This window comes from Stenotrophomonas sp. PUT21 (assembly GCF_052232875.1).
Lineage (GTDB): Bacteria > Pseudomonadota > Gammaproteobacteria > Xanthomonadales > Xanthomonadaceae > Stenotrophomonas > Stenotrophomonas maltophilia_N.
This window is the reverse complement of sequence record NZ_CP197645.1, coordinates 4,032,608-4,049,400: the sequence shown is the minus strand read 5'-3', so window position 1 is coordinate 4,049,400 and position 16,793 is coordinate 4,032,608. Positions and strand designations below refer to the sequence as shown.

General features: G+C 67.5%; 16 protein-coding genes. 7 read left to right on the top strand and 9 right to left on the bottom strand.

Annotation, left to right across the window (positions count from 1 at the left end; genetic code table 11):
- The first annotated feature begins 26 nt into the window (after positions 1 to 26).
- The 3 genes from adhP (at position 27) to ACTT2I_RS18150 (ending at position 1,995) form a co-directional block, all read left to right on the top strand.
- Entirely contained in the window at positions 27 to 1,055 is a 1,029-nt protein-coding gene (gene adhP / locus ACTT2I_RS18160; protein WP_421100031.1) for an alcohol dehydrogenase AdhP, read from the top strand.
- Positions 1,056 to 1,165: 110 nt separating this feature from the next.
- Entirely contained in the window at positions 1,166 to 1,543 is a 378-nt protein-coding gene (locus ACTT2I_RS18155; protein ID WP_046272246.1) for a DUF779 domain-containing protein, read from the top strand.
- A gap of 56 nt (positions 1,544 to 1,599) precedes the next feature.
- Entirely contained in the window at positions 1,600 to 1,995 is a 396-nt protein-coding gene (locus ACTT2I_RS18150) for a hypothetical protein (protein WP_421100030.1), read from the top strand.
- On the opposite strand, the gene ligD is transcribed toward ACTT2I_RS18150, so the two are convergent.
- From ligD to ACTT2I_RS18135, 3 genes are all read right to left on the bottom strand, one after another.
- Positions 1,996 to 4,566, bottom strand: coding sequence for a DNA ligase D (gene ligD / locus ACTT2I_RS18145; protein ID WP_421100029.1), 2,571 nt, complete (start codon positions 4,564 to 4,566; stop codon positions 1,996 to 1,998). It lies immediately after the preceding gene.
- A gap of 6 nt (positions 4,567 to 4,572) precedes the next feature.
- Positions 4,573 to 5,514, bottom strand: coding sequence for a non-homologous end joining protein Ku (gene ku, locus ACTT2I_RS18140; protein WP_088435281.1), 942 nt, complete (start codon positions 5,512 to 5,514; stop codon positions 4,573 to 4,575).
- Positions 5,515 to 5,613: 99 nt separating this feature from the next.
- The gene (locus tag ACTT2I_RS18135; RefSeq protein ID WP_019184068.1) at positions 5,614 to 6,009 is read right to left on the bottom strand and encodes a hypothetical protein; all 396 of its coding nucleotides are present in this window, start codon (positions 6,007 to 6,009) and stop codon (positions 5,614 to 5,616) included.
- Positions 6,010 to 6,153: 144 nt separating this feature from the next.
- Here ACTT2I_RS18135 and ACTT2I_RS18130 point away from each other — a divergent pair, with 144 nt between their 5' ends.
- Positions 6,154 to 6,495, top strand: coding sequence for a hypothetical protein (locus ACTT2I_RS18130; RefSeq protein WP_293978693.1), 342 nt, complete (start codon positions 6,154 to 6,156; stop codon positions 6,493 to 6,495).
- Between the two features lie 10 nt (positions 6,496 to 6,505).
- Here ACTT2I_RS18130 and ACTT2I_RS18125 read toward each other — a convergent pair whose 3' ends face one another.
- On the bottom strand, positions 6,506 to 8,632 hold the full coding sequence (locus ACTT2I_RS18125) for a TonB-dependent receptor family protein (protein ID WP_443096735.1): 2,127 nt from the start codon (positions 8,630 to 8,632) through the stop codon (positions 6,506 to 6,508).
- A gap of 176 nt (positions 8,633 to 8,808) precedes the next feature.
- On the opposite strand from ACTT2I_RS18125, the gene ACTT2I_RS18120 reads away from it, so the two are divergent.
- From ACTT2I_RS18120 to ACTT2I_RS18110, 3 genes are all read left to right on the top strand, one after another.
- The gene (locus ACTT2I_RS18120; protein WP_421100027.1) at positions 8,809 to 10,011 is read left to right on the top strand and encodes an amino acid aminotransferase; all 1,203 of its coding nucleotides are present in this window, start codon (positions 8,809 to 8,811) and stop codon (positions 10,009 to 10,011) included.
- 167 nt (positions 10,012 to 10,178) lie between these two features.
- Positions 10,179 to 11,195 carry a class 1 fructose-bisphosphatase gene (locus ACTT2I_RS18115; protein WP_088435276.1) on the top strand — a complete coding sequence of 339 codons (1,017 nt, stop codon included), beginning with the start codon at positions 10,179 to 10,181 and terminating at the stop codon, positions 11,193 to 11,195.
- A 109-nt stretch (positions 11,196 to 11,304) separates the two neighbouring features.
- Positions 11,305 to 12,015 (top strand): 2OG-Fe(II) oxygenase, encoded by a 711-nt coding sequence (locus ACTT2I_RS18110; protein ID WP_293978701.1) that lies wholly within the window; start codon positions 11,305 to 11,307, stop codon positions 12,013 to 12,015.
- A gap of 353 nt (positions 12,016 to 12,368) precedes the next feature.
- On the opposite strand, the gene ACTT2I_RS18105 is transcribed toward ACTT2I_RS18110, so the two are convergent.
- From ACTT2I_RS18105 to cls, 5 genes are all read right to left on the bottom strand, one after another.
- Positions 12,369 to 12,731, bottom strand: coding sequence for a hypothetical protein (locus ACTT2I_RS18105; protein WP_088435274.1), 363 nt, complete (start codon positions 12,729 to 12,731; stop codon positions 12,369 to 12,371).
- Positions 12,732 to 12,832: 101 nt separating this feature from the next.
- Positions 12,833 to 13,924, bottom strand: coding sequence for a PA0069 family radical SAM protein (locus ACTT2I_RS18100; RefSeq protein ID WP_088435273.1), 1,092 nt, complete (start codon positions 13,922 to 13,924; stop codon positions 12,833 to 12,835).
- Positions 13,925 to 14,185: 261 nt separating this feature from the next.
- The gene (locus tag ACTT2I_RS18095; RefSeq protein ID WP_421100026.1) at positions 14,186 to 14,929 is read right to left on the bottom strand and encodes a pyridoxine 5'-phosphate synthase; all 744 of its coding nucleotides are present in this window, start codon (positions 14,927 to 14,929) and stop codon (positions 14,186 to 14,188) included.
- 4 nt (positions 14,930 to 14,933) lie between these two features.
- Positions 14,934 to 15,194: a hypothetical protein gene (locus ACTT2I_RS18090; RefSeq protein ID WP_421100025.1), complete on the bottom strand. Its 261-nt coding sequence runs from the start codon at positions 15,192 to 15,194 to the stop codon at positions 14,934 to 14,936.
- A gap of 68 nt (positions 15,195 to 15,262) precedes the next feature.
- Positions 15,263 to 16,723 carry a cardiolipin synthase gene (gene cls / locus ACTT2I_RS18085; RefSeq protein WP_421100024.1) on the bottom strand — a complete coding sequence of 487 codons (1,461 nt, stop codon included), beginning with the start codon at positions 16,721 to 16,723 and terminating at the stop codon, positions 15,263 to 15,265.
- Between the last annotated feature and the right edge of the window lie 70 nt (positions 16,724 to 16,793).

The window sequence follows — 16,793 nt, the reverse complement described above, 5'->3', positions numbered from 1 at the left end:
CATTGGCAATCCACGGAGATCCACGCATGAACAAGACCATGAAGGCCGCTGTCGTCCGCGAATTCGGAAAGCCGTTGCGCATCGAGGAAGTCGAGGTGCCGCGCCCCGGCCCGGGCGACATCCTGGTGAAGATCGAAGCCTGCGGCGTGTGCCACACCGACCTGCACGCGGTGGACGGCGACTGGCCGGTCAAGCCCAACCCGCCCTTCATTCCCGGCCACGAGGGCGTGGGCCATGTGGTGGCGGTCGGCGCCGGGGTCAGCCATATCCGCGAAGGCGACCGTGTCGGCATCCCGTGGCTGTATTCGGCGTGCGGCTACTGCGAGCACTGCCTGGGCGGCTGGGAAACCCTGTGCGAAGTCCAGCAGAACACCGGTTACTCGGTAAACGGTGGTTTCGCCGAATACGCCCTGGCCAATGCAGCGTATGTCGGCCTGCTGCCCAAGGGCGTCGGCTTCATCGAGGTCGCGCCGATCCTGTGTGCCGGCGTCACCGTCTACAAAGGCCTGAAGGTCACCGATACCAAGCCCGGCCAGTGGGTAGTGATCTCCGGCATCGGCGGGCTCGGCCACATGGCCGTGCAGTACGCCAAGGCGATGGGCCTGAACGTGGCCGCGGTGGATATCGACGACGGCAAGCTCGCGCTGGCCGAGCGGCTGGGCGCGACGATCACCGTCAACGCGCGCAACACCGATCCGGCCGCGTTCCTGAAGAAGGAGATCGGCGGGGCGCACGGCGCACTGGTCACCGCGGTCTCGCCGAAGGCCTTCGAGCAGGCACTGGGCATGGTCCGCCGCGGCGGCACCGTCTCGTTGAACGGCCTGCCGCCGGGCAACTTCCCGCTGGATATCTTCGGCATGGTGCTCAACGGCATCACCGTGCGTGGCTCGATCGTCGGCACCCGGCTGGACCTGCAGGAATCGCTGGAATTCGCCGAGCAGGGCAAGGTCGCCGCGACGGTCACCAGCGATTCGCTGGAGAACATCAACGACATCTTCGCGCGCATGCAGGCCGGCAAGATCGAAGGCCGCGTGGTGCTGGACATGAGCGCGTAACCGGCTGCGCGTTGCCGTCCTGCGCCGCTTCCCCTCTCCCGGTGGCAGCAGGACGGCAGCGCCGGTTCTTCCGTCCTGCCGGCCACCGGCCGGCGCCCTTGGCACCGATCATGACCGACCTCCCGCTCCAGGTAATGGCCACTCTCCCGGCGCTGCAGCTGATCCAGACCCTGCAGGCACGCCACGGCGACCTGCTGTTCCACCAGTCCGGCGGCTGCTGTGACGGCTCTTCGCCGATGTGTTTCGCCCAAGGCGATTTCATCGTCGGCGATCGTGACGTGCGCATGGGCGAGATCGGTGGGGCGCCGTTCTACATCAGCCCCGCGCAGTTCGAATACTGGAAGCACACCCAGCTGATCATCGACGTGGTGCCCGGCCGGGGCGGGATGTTTTCGCTGGAAAACGGCGAGGGTGTGCGCTTCCTGGTCCGCTCGCGCTTGTTCAGCGATGAGGAGTTCGCCCAGCTCAAGGCCGCCGGCCGGGTCTGAAATTCCCTGCGGCAACCCGTCCATAATGGCGGCTCTCCCGCCGTGACGTCCCTGCCATGCCTGTGTGGTCCGCCCTGAAGAATCCCGTGCTGTCGGTGCTGGCCGTCGTGTTCGCGTTCGCGCTGATGGTGCTGGTCAACAGCCTTGGCTCCTGGCTGGTGCCGCTGCTGCGCATTCCGCCCGGCGGCGAGCCCCAGCTGGCCTGGGACCTGGCCTGGACGATCCTCAGCGGTATCGCCGCGATCGCCTTCGCCAGCCGCTACGCACCGACCTGGCCCCGCAGCCACGGCGGCGTGGTGTGGGCGGTGATCGCGGCCGCATCGATCTACACCGCGTGGGAGTTCGGCAGCGATTTCCCGTTCTGGTTCGTGGTGATCCTGCTGGTGTCGCTGCCGGTGCAGGCGTTGGTGGGGCTGTGGCTGGGCACCCGCTTCAGGCCAGGCCGGCCCTGATCAGCTGCCGGGCAGTACCTGCTTCACCTGCGCGATGCCGTCCCACGGGTCCTGCTTCAAGCGCTCCGCGCGCTGCAGCGCCTTCGCCATCGGGAAAGCGTCCGGCGCCGCGATGCGGCCCAGCTCTTCCCAGCGCAACGGCACCGCGACGCCGGCACCCGGCCGCGCCCGCAGCGACCACGAGCTCACGCTGGTGGCGCCGCGCGCATTGCGCAGCCAATCGATGAAGATCACCCCGTCGCGTTTGGCCTTGCTCATCGTCGCCACATAGCGGTCCGGTGCCTGGGTGGCCATGGCCTGCGCGAAGGCCTCGCAGAAGTCCTTGGCGTGCGCCCAGTCGGCCTTGGGCTGCAGCGGCACCACCACGTGCACGCCCTTGCCGCCGGAGAGCCGGACGAAGCTCTCCAGCCCGGCTTCCTGCAGGCGCGCGCGCACATCGCGTGCGGCGGCCTTGATCTGCGTCCAGTTGACGCCTTCGCCGGGATCCAGATCGAACACCAGCCGGTCCGGATGTTCGGGATCATCGACGGTGGCCCCCCAGGGATGCAGCTCCAGGGTGTTCATCTGTACCAGCTGCAGCAGGCCCTCCACATCCTCGATGTAGAGGTAGTCTTCGCGCCCGCTCTTCTGCTCCAGCGGAATCGCCTTCACCGCACCGCCCAAGCCGGTGCCATGGTGCTTCTGGAAGAAGCAGGGCTTGTCCACGCCGTCCGGGCAGCGCAGCACCGACAGCGGGCGATGCGCCACCTCGGGCAGGATCCAGCGCGCCATGCGCCGGTAGTAGTCGGCCACCTCGCCCTTGGTGATCTTCGCCTTGGCGAACACCACGCGCTCGGGATGGCTGATCGTCACCGTGCTCTCGTCCTGCGCAGCCGCGGCCTTCTTCCGGCCGCCGGTTTTCGCCGCCGGGCCGGAGGCGGACGCAGCGGCGGTAGCGACGTTGGCTGCCGCGCCCAGATCCTTCGGCTGTTTGTCTTCGCGCAGCCGCTTGAAGCTCGCCTGGCGCAGCAACCCTTCCTTGGCCCAGCCGCGGAAGGCGACTTCCGCCACCAGCACCGGCGTCACCCAGTGCACGCTGCGCGCGGTAAAGGGCACGTGCGCGGGCAGCTCGACCACCGCGTCCTTCACAGTCAGCGGCGCTAGTTGCTTCGTCAGCGCGCGCAGCGCGGCATCGTCGAATCCGGTGCCGACGCGGCCGACATAGCGCAGTCCTCCTTTGTCCGGCGTGGCCATCAGCAGCGAGCCGAAGCCACTGCGCGATCCCTTGGGCTCGGTATAGCCGACGATCAGGAATTCGTCGGTGTTCTCATGCTTGATCTTGATCCAGTCGCGCGAACGCGCGTTGACGTAGGGCGCGTCGATCCGCTTGCTGATGATGCCTTCGAAGCCGGCCTCGCCACTGGCGGCGAACACCGCCGGGCCATGGTCGCGCACGTGGTCGCTGTAGGCCAGGGTGCCCGGCTTGCTGCCCAGCAGCTCCTTGAGCAGGGCCTTGCGCTCCAGCAGCGGGACACGGCTGACATCCACCCCGGCGATGCCCGGCATATCGAACACCACATAGCGCAGCGGCTGTTTCGCGGTGCCGTCGATGACCTTCTGCAATGCGGTGAAGTCACTGCGGCCCTGCGCATCCAGCACCACCAGTTCGCCGTCCAGGCGCAGATCGCGCACCGGCAGCCGCTCGATCGCCTGCACCACCTCGGGAAAATCGTCGGTCCAGTTCAACCCGCCGCGCGAGCGCAGCGCGACCACGCCATCGCGCACTTCGGCCAGCAGGCGATAGCCGTCCCATTTGATCTCGTGCAGCCACTGCTCGCCATCCGGCGCGGTGGCGCGATGATCGGTCAGCTGCGGCTTGAAGTCGTGCGGGTAGGGCGTTGTTCGAGCGCCCTGCAGGGCCAGCGCGCGCTTGGACCAGCGCGCGTCGGCCTTGCGTGCGGCGGTGCGTGCGGGGCTACCTTTCGTGGCCTTGGCAGGCGCGGTCTTCCGTGCCGGGGCAGCGGTGCTGGCGTTGGCAGCGGCGATCTTCGTGCTTGCGCGCTTGCCTGCCCTGGGGGGTGCCTCCAACAGATCATCGGCCTCCATATCCCTCGCCTCATCGTCATCGCGTTTGATCAGCAACCACTGGTGCTGCTTGCCCTTCATCGCGGTGCGCACCAGTTTCCAGCCCCCCTTGAGGCGCTCGCCGTGCAGGACGAAATCCACCTTGCCGGCCGCGATCGCCTCCAGCGGATCGCCATCGCAGGCCCAGGTGCCATGGTCGTAGACGTCCACATGCCCGGCGCCGTAGTGGCCGCTGGGGATGTCGCCGGCAAAGGTCGCGTAGGACAGCGGGTGATCCTCGACCTCCACCGCGAGGCGTTTTTCACCGACGCGCAGCGAGGGGCCTTTAGGCACCGCCCAGCTCTTGAGCACGCCATCGGCTTCCAGCCGAAAATCGTAATGGCGCGAGCTGGCGTGGTGCAGCTGCACGACGAAGATCGGGCGCCGCGCCGGCGCACCGCGCCGCTCGGCGTCCGGCTCGGGGGTGCCGTCGAAGCGGCGTTTGCGGCGGTATTCCTGCAGGGACACGTCGGCTTACCCGGCTTTGCGCGTGGGTGCGCGCTTGGTGGTCTTCTTGGCCGCTTTGCCCGCTGTCTTGGTCGCCTTTTTGGCGGCAGTGGGTTTGGCGACCTTGGCCGTGGCCTTCTTCGCCGCTGACTTTTTGGCGGCAGGCGTGCGCTTCTTGGCATCCAGGCTCTTCTGCAGCAGCGACATGAAGTCGACCACGTTGGTCGCATCGTCCTCGCGCGGGGTCGGCTCTTCCTCCACCTTGGTGGTGCCGCCCTTGGCCTTGATCCGCTTTTTCAGCAGCGTGTGCAGGCGCTCGCGGAATTCATCGTGGTACTCATCCGGCTTCCACTCGCCGGACATCGAGGCGATCAGCTGCTCGGCCATCGCCGTTTCCTTGCTGGTGATGCGGTACTCGGAAAGGCTGCCGCTGGGCAGCTTGTACTCGTCCGGGTCGACCAGCTCCTGTGGATAACGCAGGATCATCAGCACCAGCGCATCGCCGTGCGGCATCACCGCGCAGAGGTATTCGCGCGTGCGCACCACCACCCGCGCGATGCCGACCTTGCCGGTACTGCGCAGCGTTTCGCGCAGCAGCACATAGCCTTTCTCGGCTTTCTTGGCGGGCACCAGCAGGTAGGGCTTCTCGTAGTACCGCGGGTCGATGGTGGCGGCGTCGACGAAGGTCTCCACCTCGACCGCTTCATGGCTTTGCGGCGCGGCCGAGCGGATGTCGTCTTCCTCCAGCACGACATAGCTGCCCTTGTCGTACTCGTAGGCTTTGACGATCTCTTTCCACGGCACTTCCTCGCCGGTATCAGCGTTGACCCGTTCGAAGCGGATCGGCTTGCGGTCGCGCGAATCCAGCATGCGGAAGTGCAGGTCGACATTGCGTTCGCCGGACATCAGCGACACCGGGACATTGAGCAGCCCGAATGACAGCGTGCCGGTCCAGATCGGTCGGGCCATGGTGGCGCCACTCCAACACTACTAGGGAGGGCAGCTGTACCGCGGCGCACGTGAAACGCCTGTGTCCGGCCTGTGCAGGTCGTGGCTGCATGCCCACTGTTACTGCAGCAGGCCGTGCACCGCCGCCGCCGGCATGTGATCCAGCGCCAGCCAGGCATCCTCGACCACCGCCCGTGCCTGGTGCCAGCCCAGCCGCGATTGGCCGCGCATCTGTTCCCAGTGCTCGGCCAGCTCGCCGTCGGTGTCATCCGCGCCGCGCGGCCAGTCGGCGTAATGCGTGGTCAGGGCGAAGGCATAGGCCGGGTACAGGTCGCGCCAGCTGCGGCGGCCCTGGCTGCGGCGCTGCTCGTAGTCACTGCGCATGTACTGCAGGTAGTCCTGGGCGACCGCCTGCGCATCTTCGGCGCGGTCGCGGCGCGCGCGGCGCCCGCTCCGTTCCGGCTGCAGGTAGGCGTTGAACAACGCAGGTGCGGCACGGCGGTCCAGGCGGGGCATGACACGACTCCGACAGCGGTGGGGCAGGCAGGAATAGACCCGCCGCCGTTATCCAGCCGTGACAGATTCGTTGACGCACCGGGATTCGCAGCGACTTCACCCGCCGCGCGCTGTAGTGGGCTGCACAGCAACTGGAGAACTCCCATGCCCCGCGATCCCCTGCGCGACGCCACCGCCCCGGTCCCCGGCGAGCAGCGCGCCAAACATGACAACCAGGACGCCGAAGACCGCGGCGCCGGTATGTCCGTGCCCAACGACGAACCCGATCACCTGCCGGTGGCGGTCACGCCCGATCCCGTCCCGCGCGACCGCAAGGATTCGGCGGCCGGCGAGAAAGGCCCCGCCGGACATCATCGCCGCGAAGATGAATACCAGCGCCGCCAGCGCAAGGAACACGCAAGCGACAACCAGGACGAGGCGCTGGAAGAGACCTTCCCGGCCAGCGACCCCACCTCACCGTTCGTGCCGGCCAAACCGCCCCGGTAAGCCACTGCGATCAGGGCGCCCACTGCCACTGCAGGCCCACGTTGTAGCGGCGGTCCGGCCCGGGCTCGAAGAAGCGTTGGTTGCCATCGTTGACGATCACCGAGCCGATGTAGCGCTGGTCCAGCGCGTTGTCGATCCGCGCGAAGGCACGCAACGTGCCCTGCGCGGTGGTCCAGCGCCGCGACATTTCCAGGTTGAGCAGCGCGTAGCCCGGCGCGCGTTCCGTCGCCAGATCGTTCACCACGGTGTCGCTGGAGGCCACCACCTCGGCCGCCCACTGCCACGCGCCCGGGCGGTACTTCACCCGCGCGTTCCACTGCTGACCGGGCACGCCGGGCAGGCGTGAGCCGGCGGCCACCGTGTTGCAGCCGGTGGCCGCGCACAGCGCATACGGGTCGCGCACGGTGGCCTCGATCCAGGTGTAGGCCAACGTGAGATCCGCCTGCGCGCCGAGCGGCTGCACGACGCTGGCCTCCGCGCCCTGGCGGCGGGTGCGGCCGATGTTGCGATAGGTGCTGCGGCCGCCGCTGTTGCTCGCCACCGCCAGCTCGTCATCGGTATCGGCGCGGAACAGCGCAGCCTCGACCTGCACGCCACTCTGGCCGTGCCACTTGCTGCCCACTTCCAGGTTGCGGCTGCGGGCCGCCGAGAGATCCAGCGCCAGCCCGGCCTGGCCATCGGCGCGGTAGCCCAGCTCGTTGAAGGTCGGGGTTTCGAAGCCACGCCCGGCCGAGGCGTACAGGCGCCAGGCATCGCTGGCACGGAACACCACGCCGGCCACCGGGGTCGTCGCTTCGTAGCGACGCGAGCCGCTGTCGTCCGGATTGCCGGTGGTGATGTAGTGGTCGTTGGACCGGAAGCGGACCGTGCTGTGGCGCACCCCCAGCAGCAACGACCAGCGCGGCGCCCACTGCCACCACGCCTGCGCGAACTGGTCCACGTTCTCGACCCGATCGCTCTGGTCGCGGCGCAGGCGGCCCTTGATGCCGACCTGATCGCCGACGAAGTTCTCGTAACCGCGGCGATCCTGCTGCTGACGGTCGGCATTGGCGCCGATCACCACGCCCAGCGGGCGTCCGGCCCAGTCGCCGTGCCAGGCCCAGCGCGCGTCGAGTCCACCGTAATCGCCGTCCAGATCGATCACCCCGCCGGCATGCAGCGGGTTGGCCTGCGGCCCCGGCGGAATCGCCAGGTACTGCTCAACGCTGCGCTGGCCGGCATAGCCCATCGCACGCCAGGTCTGCGCGCCCTCGGTGCGGGTGAAGACCAGTCCGGCCTGGGCCTGACGCACGGATTTGCGGGTGTTGTACTGGGTGGCCACCGCGGTGGCTTGGCGCGGGTTCTCGCGCACCTGGGCGCGGGTGAGACCGAGCGGATCCTGTGCGTCGGGCGCATCGAAGTAGTTCAGCACCAGATCCAGCTGGCCGCCGCCGACCTCCGTCCCCAAGCGGGCGTTGACCGATTCGCGCCGGGCCTGGCTATGGTCGCGCCAGCCATCGGTGCGGAAGTGGTTGGCGGCCACGTTGTAGCGGATCGGTCCCTGGACACCCCGCAGCTGGGCACCGGCGCTGACCGTGTTGTCGCTGCCGGTATCCAGCCGCAGGCGCCACGGGTCGCCTTCGGCGCCGTCCGCGCTCCACACCTGGACCACGCCGCCGGAAGAGTTGCCGTACAGCGCCGAGAACGGCCCGCGCAGCACCTCCACGCGCTGCGCCGAGAGCAGGCTGGCGTGGGAGAGCTGGCCCTGGCCATCGGGCATGGTGGCCGGCACACCGTCCACCAGCACCCGCACGCCGCGCACGCCGAAGGTCGAGCGCGCGCCGAAACCGCGGATCGAGAGCTGGGTGTCCTGCGCGTAGTTCTGCCGATCGCGGGCAACCACCCCGGGAATGCCGTTGAGCGCCTCGGAGAGCTGGGCCAGTGGGCCGGTACGGTCCCCGTCCACCCAGACCGTGGTCAGCGAGGCGGGCAGGTCGATATCGGCCACCTGCGCCACGCGCGCGGCCTGGACCTGGACGGTGGGCAACCGCTCGATCGGCGCGGCGGGGGCGGGGGTGTTCTGGGCCTGCGCCAGCGATGGCAGCAACACGGCCGAGGCCAGCGCACAGTGGCGGGCCAGCGGGGTAAGACGGAGCATGCGGGGCGGGATCCTCGGTAAATGGGCGTGCCGCACGCCATGGTACGGAAGGCGACGTGACGACCGCCTCGGCGCCCTCGGCGGGGCTTTGTTACGATGGGTCGGTTTTGGCTGATTCTGCCGCCAATCCTGCGTCGCGCCACCCTCCCCCTTCCGTCATCCGAATGAGTACCGCCGTGTCCTTCTTTGCAAATGTGGAACTGGTCCCAGGCGACCCGATCCTGGGCCTGACCGAGGCTTACAACGCCGACAGCCGTCCGATCAAGGTCAACCTGGGCGTGGGCATCTATTACGACGAGAGCGGCCGCATCCCGCTGCTCCGCGCCGTGAACAGGATCGAACAGCAGCTGGCCAATGACGCCAAACCGCGCGGCTACCTGCCGATCGACGGCCTGCCGGCCTACACCCAGGCCACCCGCGAGCTGGTCTTCGGCAAGGATTCGCCGCTGCTGGCCGCCGGCCGCGTGGCCACCTCGCAGACCATCGGCGGCAGCGGGGCGCTGCGCGTCGGCGCGGACCTGCTGCACAAGCTGCTGCCGCACGCCACCATCGCCATCAGCAACCCGAGCTGGGAAAACCATCGCGCGGTGTTCGGCGCGGCCGGCTTCGACGTGGTCGATTACACCTACTTCGATGCCGCCACCCATGGCGTGGACTTCGACGGCATGCTGGCCGACCTGGCCAAGCTGCAGCCGGGCACCGTGGTGCTGCTGCACGCGTGCTGCCACAACCCGACCGGTGCCGACCTCACCGTCGCGCAGTGGAAGCAGGTGGCCGAGCTGCTGAAGGACCGCCAGCTGTTCCCGTTCATCGACATGGCCTACCAGGGCTTCGACAAGGGCATCAGCGAAGATGGCGCCGCCGTGCGCATCATCGCCGAGGCCGGCATCGACAGCTTCGTGGTCGCCAACTCGTACTCCAAGTCGTTCTCGCTGTATGGCGAGCGCATTGGCGCGCTGTCGGTGGTCGCCCCGGATGCGAACGCGGCCAAGGCGGTGCAGTCGCAGGTCAAGCGCATCATCCGCACGATCTATTCCAGCCCGTCCAACCACGGTGCGGCACTGGTGGCCGGCGTGCTCAACAGCGTCGAGCTGCGCCAGGTGTGGGAAGCGGAACTGACCGAGATGCGTGAGCGCATCCACGCCCTGCGCCATGGCCTGGTGGAGAACCTGGTCGCCGCCGGCGCACCGGAGTACGCCTTCATCAACGACCAGGCCGGCATGTTCTCGTACTCGGGCCTGAGCCGCGCCCAGGTGGACCGCCTGCGCGACGAGTTCGCGATCTACGCCGTGGGCACCGGCCGCATCTGCGTGGCCGCGCTCAACCAGGGGAACCTGGCATACGTGGCCAAGGCCGTGGCGACCGTCAGCAAGGGCTGAGCAGTATTGCCTCTGTGACGCAGAACGGCCGCCATGCGCGGCCGTTCTGCGTTACGGCGTCCGCAGCGCGCTGCATGGCGTGGGAACGGTTACGGCTGCCCGCGCCTCGTAATGGCTCCGGCGAAGGGCGACAATAGGCGCTTCCCCTTTGAAGGCCGCCTGATTCCATGTCCCAGACGTCGCTGACCCGCTATCTGATCGAAGAGCAACATGCCGGCCGCATCAACGCCGATCTGCGCCAGCTGATCGCTGTCGTGGCCCGCGCCTGCACCAGCATCTCCATCGCGGTCAGCAAGGGCGCGCTGGGCGGCGTACTCGGCGAAGCCGGTACCGGCAACGTGCAGGGCGAAGCGCAGAAGAAGCTGGACGTGATCAGCAACGAGATTCTGCTGGAAGCCAATGCCTGGGGCGGCCACCTCGCGGCCTGCGCCTCGGAAGAAATGGATCACTGCCAGCCCGTGCCGGACACCTACCCGCGCGGTGACTTCCTGCTGCTGTTCGATCCCCTCGATGGCAGCTCCAACATCGACGTCAACGTCTCCGTCGGCACCATCTTCTCGGTGCTGCGCTGCCCGCCGGGCACCGAGCAGCCCAACGATGCCAGCTTCCTGCAGCCGGGCACCGCGCAGGTCGCGGCCGGCTACTGCATCTACGGGCCGAGCACGCAGATGGTGCTCACCGTCGGTCACGGCACGCACGCGTTCACCCTGGACCGCGAGAAGGGCGAGTTCGTGCTGACCACGCCGGACATGCAGATCCCGGCGGACACCCAGGAATTCGCGATCAACATGTCCAACCAGCGGCATTGGGAAACCCCGATGCAGGGCTACGTGCAGGACCTGCTGGCCGGCAAGGAAGGCGCGCGCGGCAAGAACTTCAATATGCGCTGGATCGCCAGCATGGTCGCCGACGTGCACCGCATCCTGACCCGCGGCGGCATCTTCATCTACCCGTGGGACACGAAGGATCCGTCCAAGGCCGGCAAGCTGCGCCTGATGTACGAAGCCAACCCGATGGGCCTGCTGGTCGAACAGGCCGGCGGCGCCGCCACCACCGGCCGGGTGCGCATTCTCGACATCCAGCCCGATCAGCTGCACCAGCGCGTGCCGGTGTTCCTCGGCTCGCGCAATGAAGTCGAAGAAGCCACCCGTTACCACCGCGAACACGACAGCGCGGCAGGTTGATTTCCTACACAGGGCTGGCCGATCGGTCAGCCCTGTTGTTACGTGGCAACGGCGTGACATCGGCCACGGCAGCGGTCACCATCGGCCACTCGTGCCCACGGACGATCCCATGACTGCCGACGCGCCGCTCGATTTCATCGAAGTAATCCACAACGCCGTCCCCAACGAGGTCTGCGCGGCCCTGCAGGCCCAGATGCGATCCAGTGCACAGTTGCAGCCGGGCGAAGTGGGCAGCGGTGTATTCCCGGAACTCAAGCACAGCAAGGATCTGCGCATCAGCGGGCGGCCCGAGTGGCGGCAGGCCGAAGCGGTGCTGCAGCAGGCGGTTTTCAAGGGTTTGCTGACTTATCTACGCCGTTATCCACAGGCCCTGATCTCGCCGTTGATGTTGCAGATCCAAGACAGCCACGGCCAACCGCGCCGGTTGGCGGCCGAGGATTTCCCCGACATGGACGACGCCACGCTGTCCGACCTGGCCCGCACCTGCCTGCGGCCCGGTGCCATCAATCTGCAATGGTATGCGGCGGGCGAGGGCGGCTATCCGTACTGGCACTGCGAGCTGTACCCACGCGATCCGGCCGGCGAAACGCTGCACCGCCACCTGCTGTGGACGCTCTACCTCAATGACGATTTCGAGGCCGGCGAAACCGAGTTCCTGTTCCAGGGCCGCAAGGTCGCGCCGCGCACGGGCAGCCTGTTGATCGCACCGACGGCGTTCACCCACACGCACCGGGGTAACCGGCCGCAGGGTGGGGACAAGTTCATTGCGACGAGCTGGATTCTTTTTCAGAGTGCGCAGAAATTGTTTGGTGGGAATTGATCAGCGCGCGCTTTCAATCAGCACGTGAGCAGGCATCGCCTGTTCTCATCGGCGATGCGAAGCATTCCGAAACATGGATTACTTTCGGTGGTGCTCGCTTTTACGCAGCATCGTCATGACGGTGCCGTCGGCGAGTCGAAACCGTCGCTCCCACGGTTCCAAGGATCGCCAACGACAACCCCACGAGCTCTTGCTCGCCTAGAGGAACACGGTAGGCAACTTTCAGCCCCGTAAGTACCACGAAGTTCACTGGGAGCATCCACAGGAAGGCGATCCCAAGTCGATGAATCCATTTCATCCCAACGCGGTCTCCTTGCAGTCACAGGCACCGGGTGACACGGGCAACCCATACGTTACCAAGTCGCCAGCACCACCACTACGGCTGCAACCAGCACCGCCAACACCATCACGGTGATCAGCACATTGCGCCCGGTGCGCTTTGCCTTCGCCTTCAACCCGGCCAACACGTCCAGATCCAGATAGAGACGATCAGCGCCCGCGTCGCGGATGACGCCGTTGTCGCGGTAGTACTTCAGCGCTACCTGCAATGCAGGGTCGATGGTGTCGGCCGCGATCGCACTCTGCGGAGACAGCGCCTGATGGCCGGTGAAGTGTGCGATCACCGCGTCGCGCTGCTGCTGCACCGCTGCGGCGATGGCGGCATTGATCGCGATGTTGGCCGCGTTCGACGCGGCCGAGGTGGCTGCCGATGACATGTGGTTCCCCCTGGATATCCGATGTGGACGTCAGACCACCGCGGCGCGGTGCCTGGGCCCGATTGTTGGGCGGGCGCGCCCTAAAGTCCATCGGGGGCTGATCAGAACAACGAGCCCTGGGGTGAGTCCACCCGCGGGGGCAGCGGCCGCAGGAAGCGGGTGCAGTCCAGCTTCGGCCAGTGGCTGTGCTGGGCATCGAAGCCCAGGCGCTTGCGGGCCAGCTTGAAGCGGTTGGACAGCAGGTCGGCGTAGACGCCTTCGCCGCGCATGCGCGTGCCGAACTGGCTGTTGTAGTCCTTGCCGCCGCGCAGCTGGTTGATGGTGCTCATCACGTGCGTGGCGCGGTCTGGATGGTGGGTGTCGAGCCAATCGCGGAACAGCGGCGCCACTTCCAGCGGCAGGCGCAGCAGCACGTAGCCGGCGGTGGAGGCCCCGGCATCGTGGGCGGCCTCGAGCACGGCTTCCAGTTCGGCATCGTTGATCCACGGGATCACCGGCGCGACCATCACCCCGACCGGGATGCCGGCATCGCTCAGGCGACGCATCGCGCGCAGCCGCGCATGCGGAGCCGAGGCGCGCGGTTCCAGCTTGGCCGACAGATGCGGGTCCAGCGAGGTCACCGAGAAGTGCACACTGACCAGGTGCTTTTCGGCCAGCGGCGCGAGCAGGTCGATGTCGCGCTCGACCAGCGCATTTTTGGTGATCAGCGAGAACGGGTGCTGCGTTTCGAGCATCACCTCGATCAGCTGGCGGGTGAGTTTGAGCTTGCGCTCGATCGGTTGGTAGGCGTCGGTGTTGATGCCCAGCGCGATGGGCTGCGGCACGTAGCCGGGGCGCGAGAACTCCTTGCGCAGCAGCTGCGGTGCATTGGTCTTGGCGAACAGCTTGGTCTCGAAGTCCAGACCGGGCGATAGATTGAGATAGGCGTGCGAGGGCCGGGCGAAGCAGTACGAGCAACCATGTTCGCAGCCCCGATAGGGATTGACCGACTGGCTGAAGCCGACGTCCGGCGATTTGTTGCGGCTGATGATGCTGCGCGCAGTCTCGGCGCGCACTTCGGTGCGCAGGCGCGGCGCGGCGAACTCCTCGCTTTCGTCCGGCGCCCAGCCGTCGTCCATCGCTTCGCTGACGGTGACCTCGAAGCGGCCCGCCAGATGCGTGCGGGAACCCCGGCCTTTGATCGCAATACCCATGGTCAAAGGCTATCGCCAGGATGTCTCAGGAAATGAGACGTCGTGGCGTCGGAACGGCTGGGATGGGGGATATCCATGGTTAGTAGTATTACTAACCACAGGCGTAATTGGAAGTGAAACCCTTGGCAGCAAAGGTCTGCCGGGGGAGGGAATCGGATTGATCCCCAAAATTATCCACAGGGAGGGAGCGCGTGCCAGAGCCGACCAACGGTCGGCTCTACCGGATCTCGGGCACGTTACGCGGCAGGGAGATGCGCCGCATCAGAGCAGCCGCATATACCCCTTCACCGTAGCATCCAGCCCGTCGTACAGCGCCTCGCTGATCAGGGCGTGGCCGATGGAGACCTCCAGCACGTCGGGCACCGCCTGCAGAAACGCCGCCAGGTTGTCCTGCGACAGGTCGTGCCCGGCGTTGACCCCCAGCCCGGCCGCCTGGGCGCGGCGGGCTGCATCGGCAAACACCGCCAGCATGGCCGTGGCGTCGCCGGCGGCATGCGCCTCGGCGTAGGGGCCGGTGTAGAGCTCCACGCGGTCGGCCCCGATGGTCGCGGCCTGTGCGATGTCCGGGTTGCCTGCGTCCACGAACAGGCTGACCCGGCAGCCGTACGTCTTCAACTCGGCGATCAGCGGGCGCAGGCGCTGCGCGTCACGGCCGAAATCGAAGCCGTGGTCGGACGTGAGCTGACCGTCGCCGTCCGGCACCAGGGTGGCCTGGGCGGGGCGGGTCTGCGCGCACAGCGGCAGCAGCCCCGGGTAGCCCTCGCGCGGTGGCGCGAACGGGTTGCCCTCGATGTTGAACTCCACGCCGCGCTCGGCCGTCAGCGCGGACAGCGCCAGCACGTCCTCGGCGTGGATGTGGCGGCGGTCCGGGCGCGGGTGCACGGTGATGCCGTGCGCACCGGCATCCAGGCACGCACGGGCAGCCTGCAGCACGTCCGGGTCGGTGCCGCCGCGCGAGTTGCGCAGGACGGCGATCTTGTTCACGTTGACGCTGAGTTGGGTCATGGCACTACGAGGGGTCGGATTCACCCTGAGCGGTGCGGGTACGCGCCTGGAGGGCGAGCTCCCGCAGCCGACGGAGTTCGTTGGGATCGGTGATGGCCGCGCGGGTAGGCTGCACATCGCCGAAGCGGGCCACATAGAGGCCGCGGACCCACGCCAGCAGGAACACCAGGGTACCCAGCAGCGACAGCGCCATCAGCCCCATGTGGGGGGTCTTGAGCGCCATGCCGAAACAGGCCAGCGCGAACAGCAGAAACAGCCAGTACATGTCGTTCTCCCCGATTGACCGGGCCAGTGTAGCGCCGGCGCCGGGTGGGGTTCCACGGGGAGTGCTGGCTACAGCAGCGGCGAGGCCAGGCGCGCGAACGCCTCCGGCACACGGTGCCGCCACAGCGAACGCTGGCGATCGTTGTAGACCGGCGAGGCGCTGCTGTACTCGGCCAGCAGGATCTCGGCCAGCGCCGCCACGCGGCCGGTGTCGCTGATCATCATCGACAGCTCGAAGTTGAGCCGGAAGCTGCGGTGATCGAAGTTGGCGCTGCCGACGATGCACACGTCGTCATCGGCGATGAAGGCCTTGGTATGCAGCATGCGCGGGCCGTATTCGTAGATCTTGACCCCGGCCTGCAGCAGCTCGTCGAAGTAGGAGCGCGCGGCCTGGGTGACGAACCAGGAGTCGCTCATCTTGGGCACCAGCAGGCGCACATCCAGGCCACCGAGGGCGGCGGAGGTCAGTGCCATGCGCGCGGCTTCGCCGGGTACGAAGTAAGGCGTGACCAGCCAGACCCGTTCCTTCGCTTCGTGGATCGCCGCCACGTGCAGGCGATGGATGGTTTCCCACGAGGAGTCCGGGCCGGAGACCAGCACCTGCGCGTTGATGCTGCCCTCGCTGCGGCTGGGCATCGCTTCCGGCCACAGCTGGGCGATGTTGAAGCGCGCCGGCTCCTGGCCGGTGGCGTAGATCCAGTCCTCGATGAAGACCAGCTGCAGGCTGCGCACCACGTGACCACGCAGGCGCATGTGCAGGTCGCGATACGCATCCGGGAGGACGCTCTCGTCCTCCTCATCGGTGATGTTGATGCCGCCGGTGAAGGCCTGCAGGCCATCGATGATCACCAGCTTGCGATGCGTACGCAGGTTCAACCACGGCCGCTTGAACGGCTTGAGCAGCTGCCGCGGATGGAACCAGACCACCTCGGCACCGGCATCCAGCAGCGGCTGCAGGAAGCGCTTGCGGAGGGAGGAGGAGCCCACCGCATCCAGCAGCAGGCGTACCCGCACACCTGCGGCGGCACGCTCGGTCAGCGCATCGCGCAGCGCGGTGCCGGCGTGGTCCGGATTGAAGATGTAGTACTCCAGGTGCAGGTGATCCTGCGCCTTGGCTACGGCGGCGAGCAGTGCACTGTAGGTGGCCGCACCATCGACCAGCCACTCCACCTCGGTGGCCGAGCTTGGCGACAGGCCGGTGGTGGCCTGCGCGATCTTGGCCAGCTCGGTGCAGTCCGCGTCCGGTGGGCAGACGCTGCTGTAGTGCTCCATGCCCGAGCGCGAACGGCCACGGCGCAGGCGCTGCCGCTTCACCTTCTGCGGGCCGAGCAGGTAGTAGATGAAGAGCCCGAGGTAGGGCAGGGCGGCCAGCGACAGGATCCAGCTCAACGTGGCGACCGGCTCGCGCTTCTGCAGCATGATCCAGCCGGTCAGCCACAGCAGGTAGAGAATGTAGGCCGCCACCATCAGGGGGCGCAGGTGCGGGATGGCGTCGAGCCAGTCCCCGAAGACGTCGAAGGTTGCGAGCATGGCCGGATGATAGCGGGCGGCGTGCCGCTGGCGCGTATCCACGGCCGGCGGCACAAAAAAAACGCCCCTG

Coding starts and splice junctions, on each gene's coding strand:
- adhP (WP_421100031.1), top strand. CDS start 27: ATGAACAAGACCATGAAGGCCGCTGTCGTCCGCGAATTCGGAAAGCCG.
- ACTT2I_RS18155 (WP_046272246.1), top strand. CDS start 1,166: ATGACCGACCTCCCGCTCCAGGTAATGGCCACTCTCCCGGCGCTGCAG.
- ACTT2I_RS18150 (WP_421100030.1), top strand. CDS start 1,600: ATGCCTGTGTGGTCCGCCCTGAAGAATCCCGTGCTGTCGGTGCTGGCC.
- ku (WP_088435281.1), bottom strand. CDS start 5,514: ATGGCCCGACCGATCTGGACCGGCACGCTGTCATTCGGGCTGCTCAAT.
- ACTT2I_RS18135 (WP_019184068.1), bottom strand. CDS start 6,009: ATGCCCCGCCTGGACCGCCGTGCCGCACCTGCGTTGTTCAACGCCTAC.
- ACTT2I_RS18130 (WP_293978693.1), top strand. CDS start 6,154: ATGCCCCGCGATCCCCTGCGCGACGCCACCGCCCCGGTCCCCGGCGAG.
- ACTT2I_RS18125 (WP_443096735.1), bottom strand. CDS start 8,632: ATGCTCCGTCTTACCCCGCTGGCCCGCCACTGTGCGCTGGCCTCGGCC.
- ACTT2I_RS18115 (WP_088435276.1), top strand. CDS start 10,179: ATGTCCCAGACGTCGCTGACCCGCTATCTGATCGAAGAGCAACATGCC.
- ACTT2I_RS18110 (WP_293978701.1), top strand. CDS start 11,305: ATGACTGCCGACGCGCCGCTCGATTTCATCGAAGTAATCCACAACGCC.
- ACTT2I_RS18105 (WP_088435274.1), bottom strand. CDS start 12,731: ATGTCATCGGCAGCCACCTCGGCCGCGTCGAACGCGGCCAACATCGCG.
- ACTT2I_RS18100 (WP_088435273.1), bottom strand. CDS start 13,924: ATGGGTATTGCGATCAAAGGCCGGGGTTCCCGCACGCATCTGGCGGGC.
- ACTT2I_RS18095 (WP_421100026.1), bottom strand. CDS start 14,929: ATGACCCAACTCAGCGTCAACGTGAACAAGATCGCCGTCCTGCGCAAC.
- ACTT2I_RS18090 (WP_421100025.1), bottom strand. CDS start 15,194: ATGTACTGGCTGTTTCTGCTGTTCGCGCTGGCCTGTTTCGGCATGGCG.
- cls (WP_421100024.1), bottom strand. CDS start 16,723: ATGCTCGCAACCTTCGACGTCTTCGGGGACTGGCTCGACGCCATCCCG.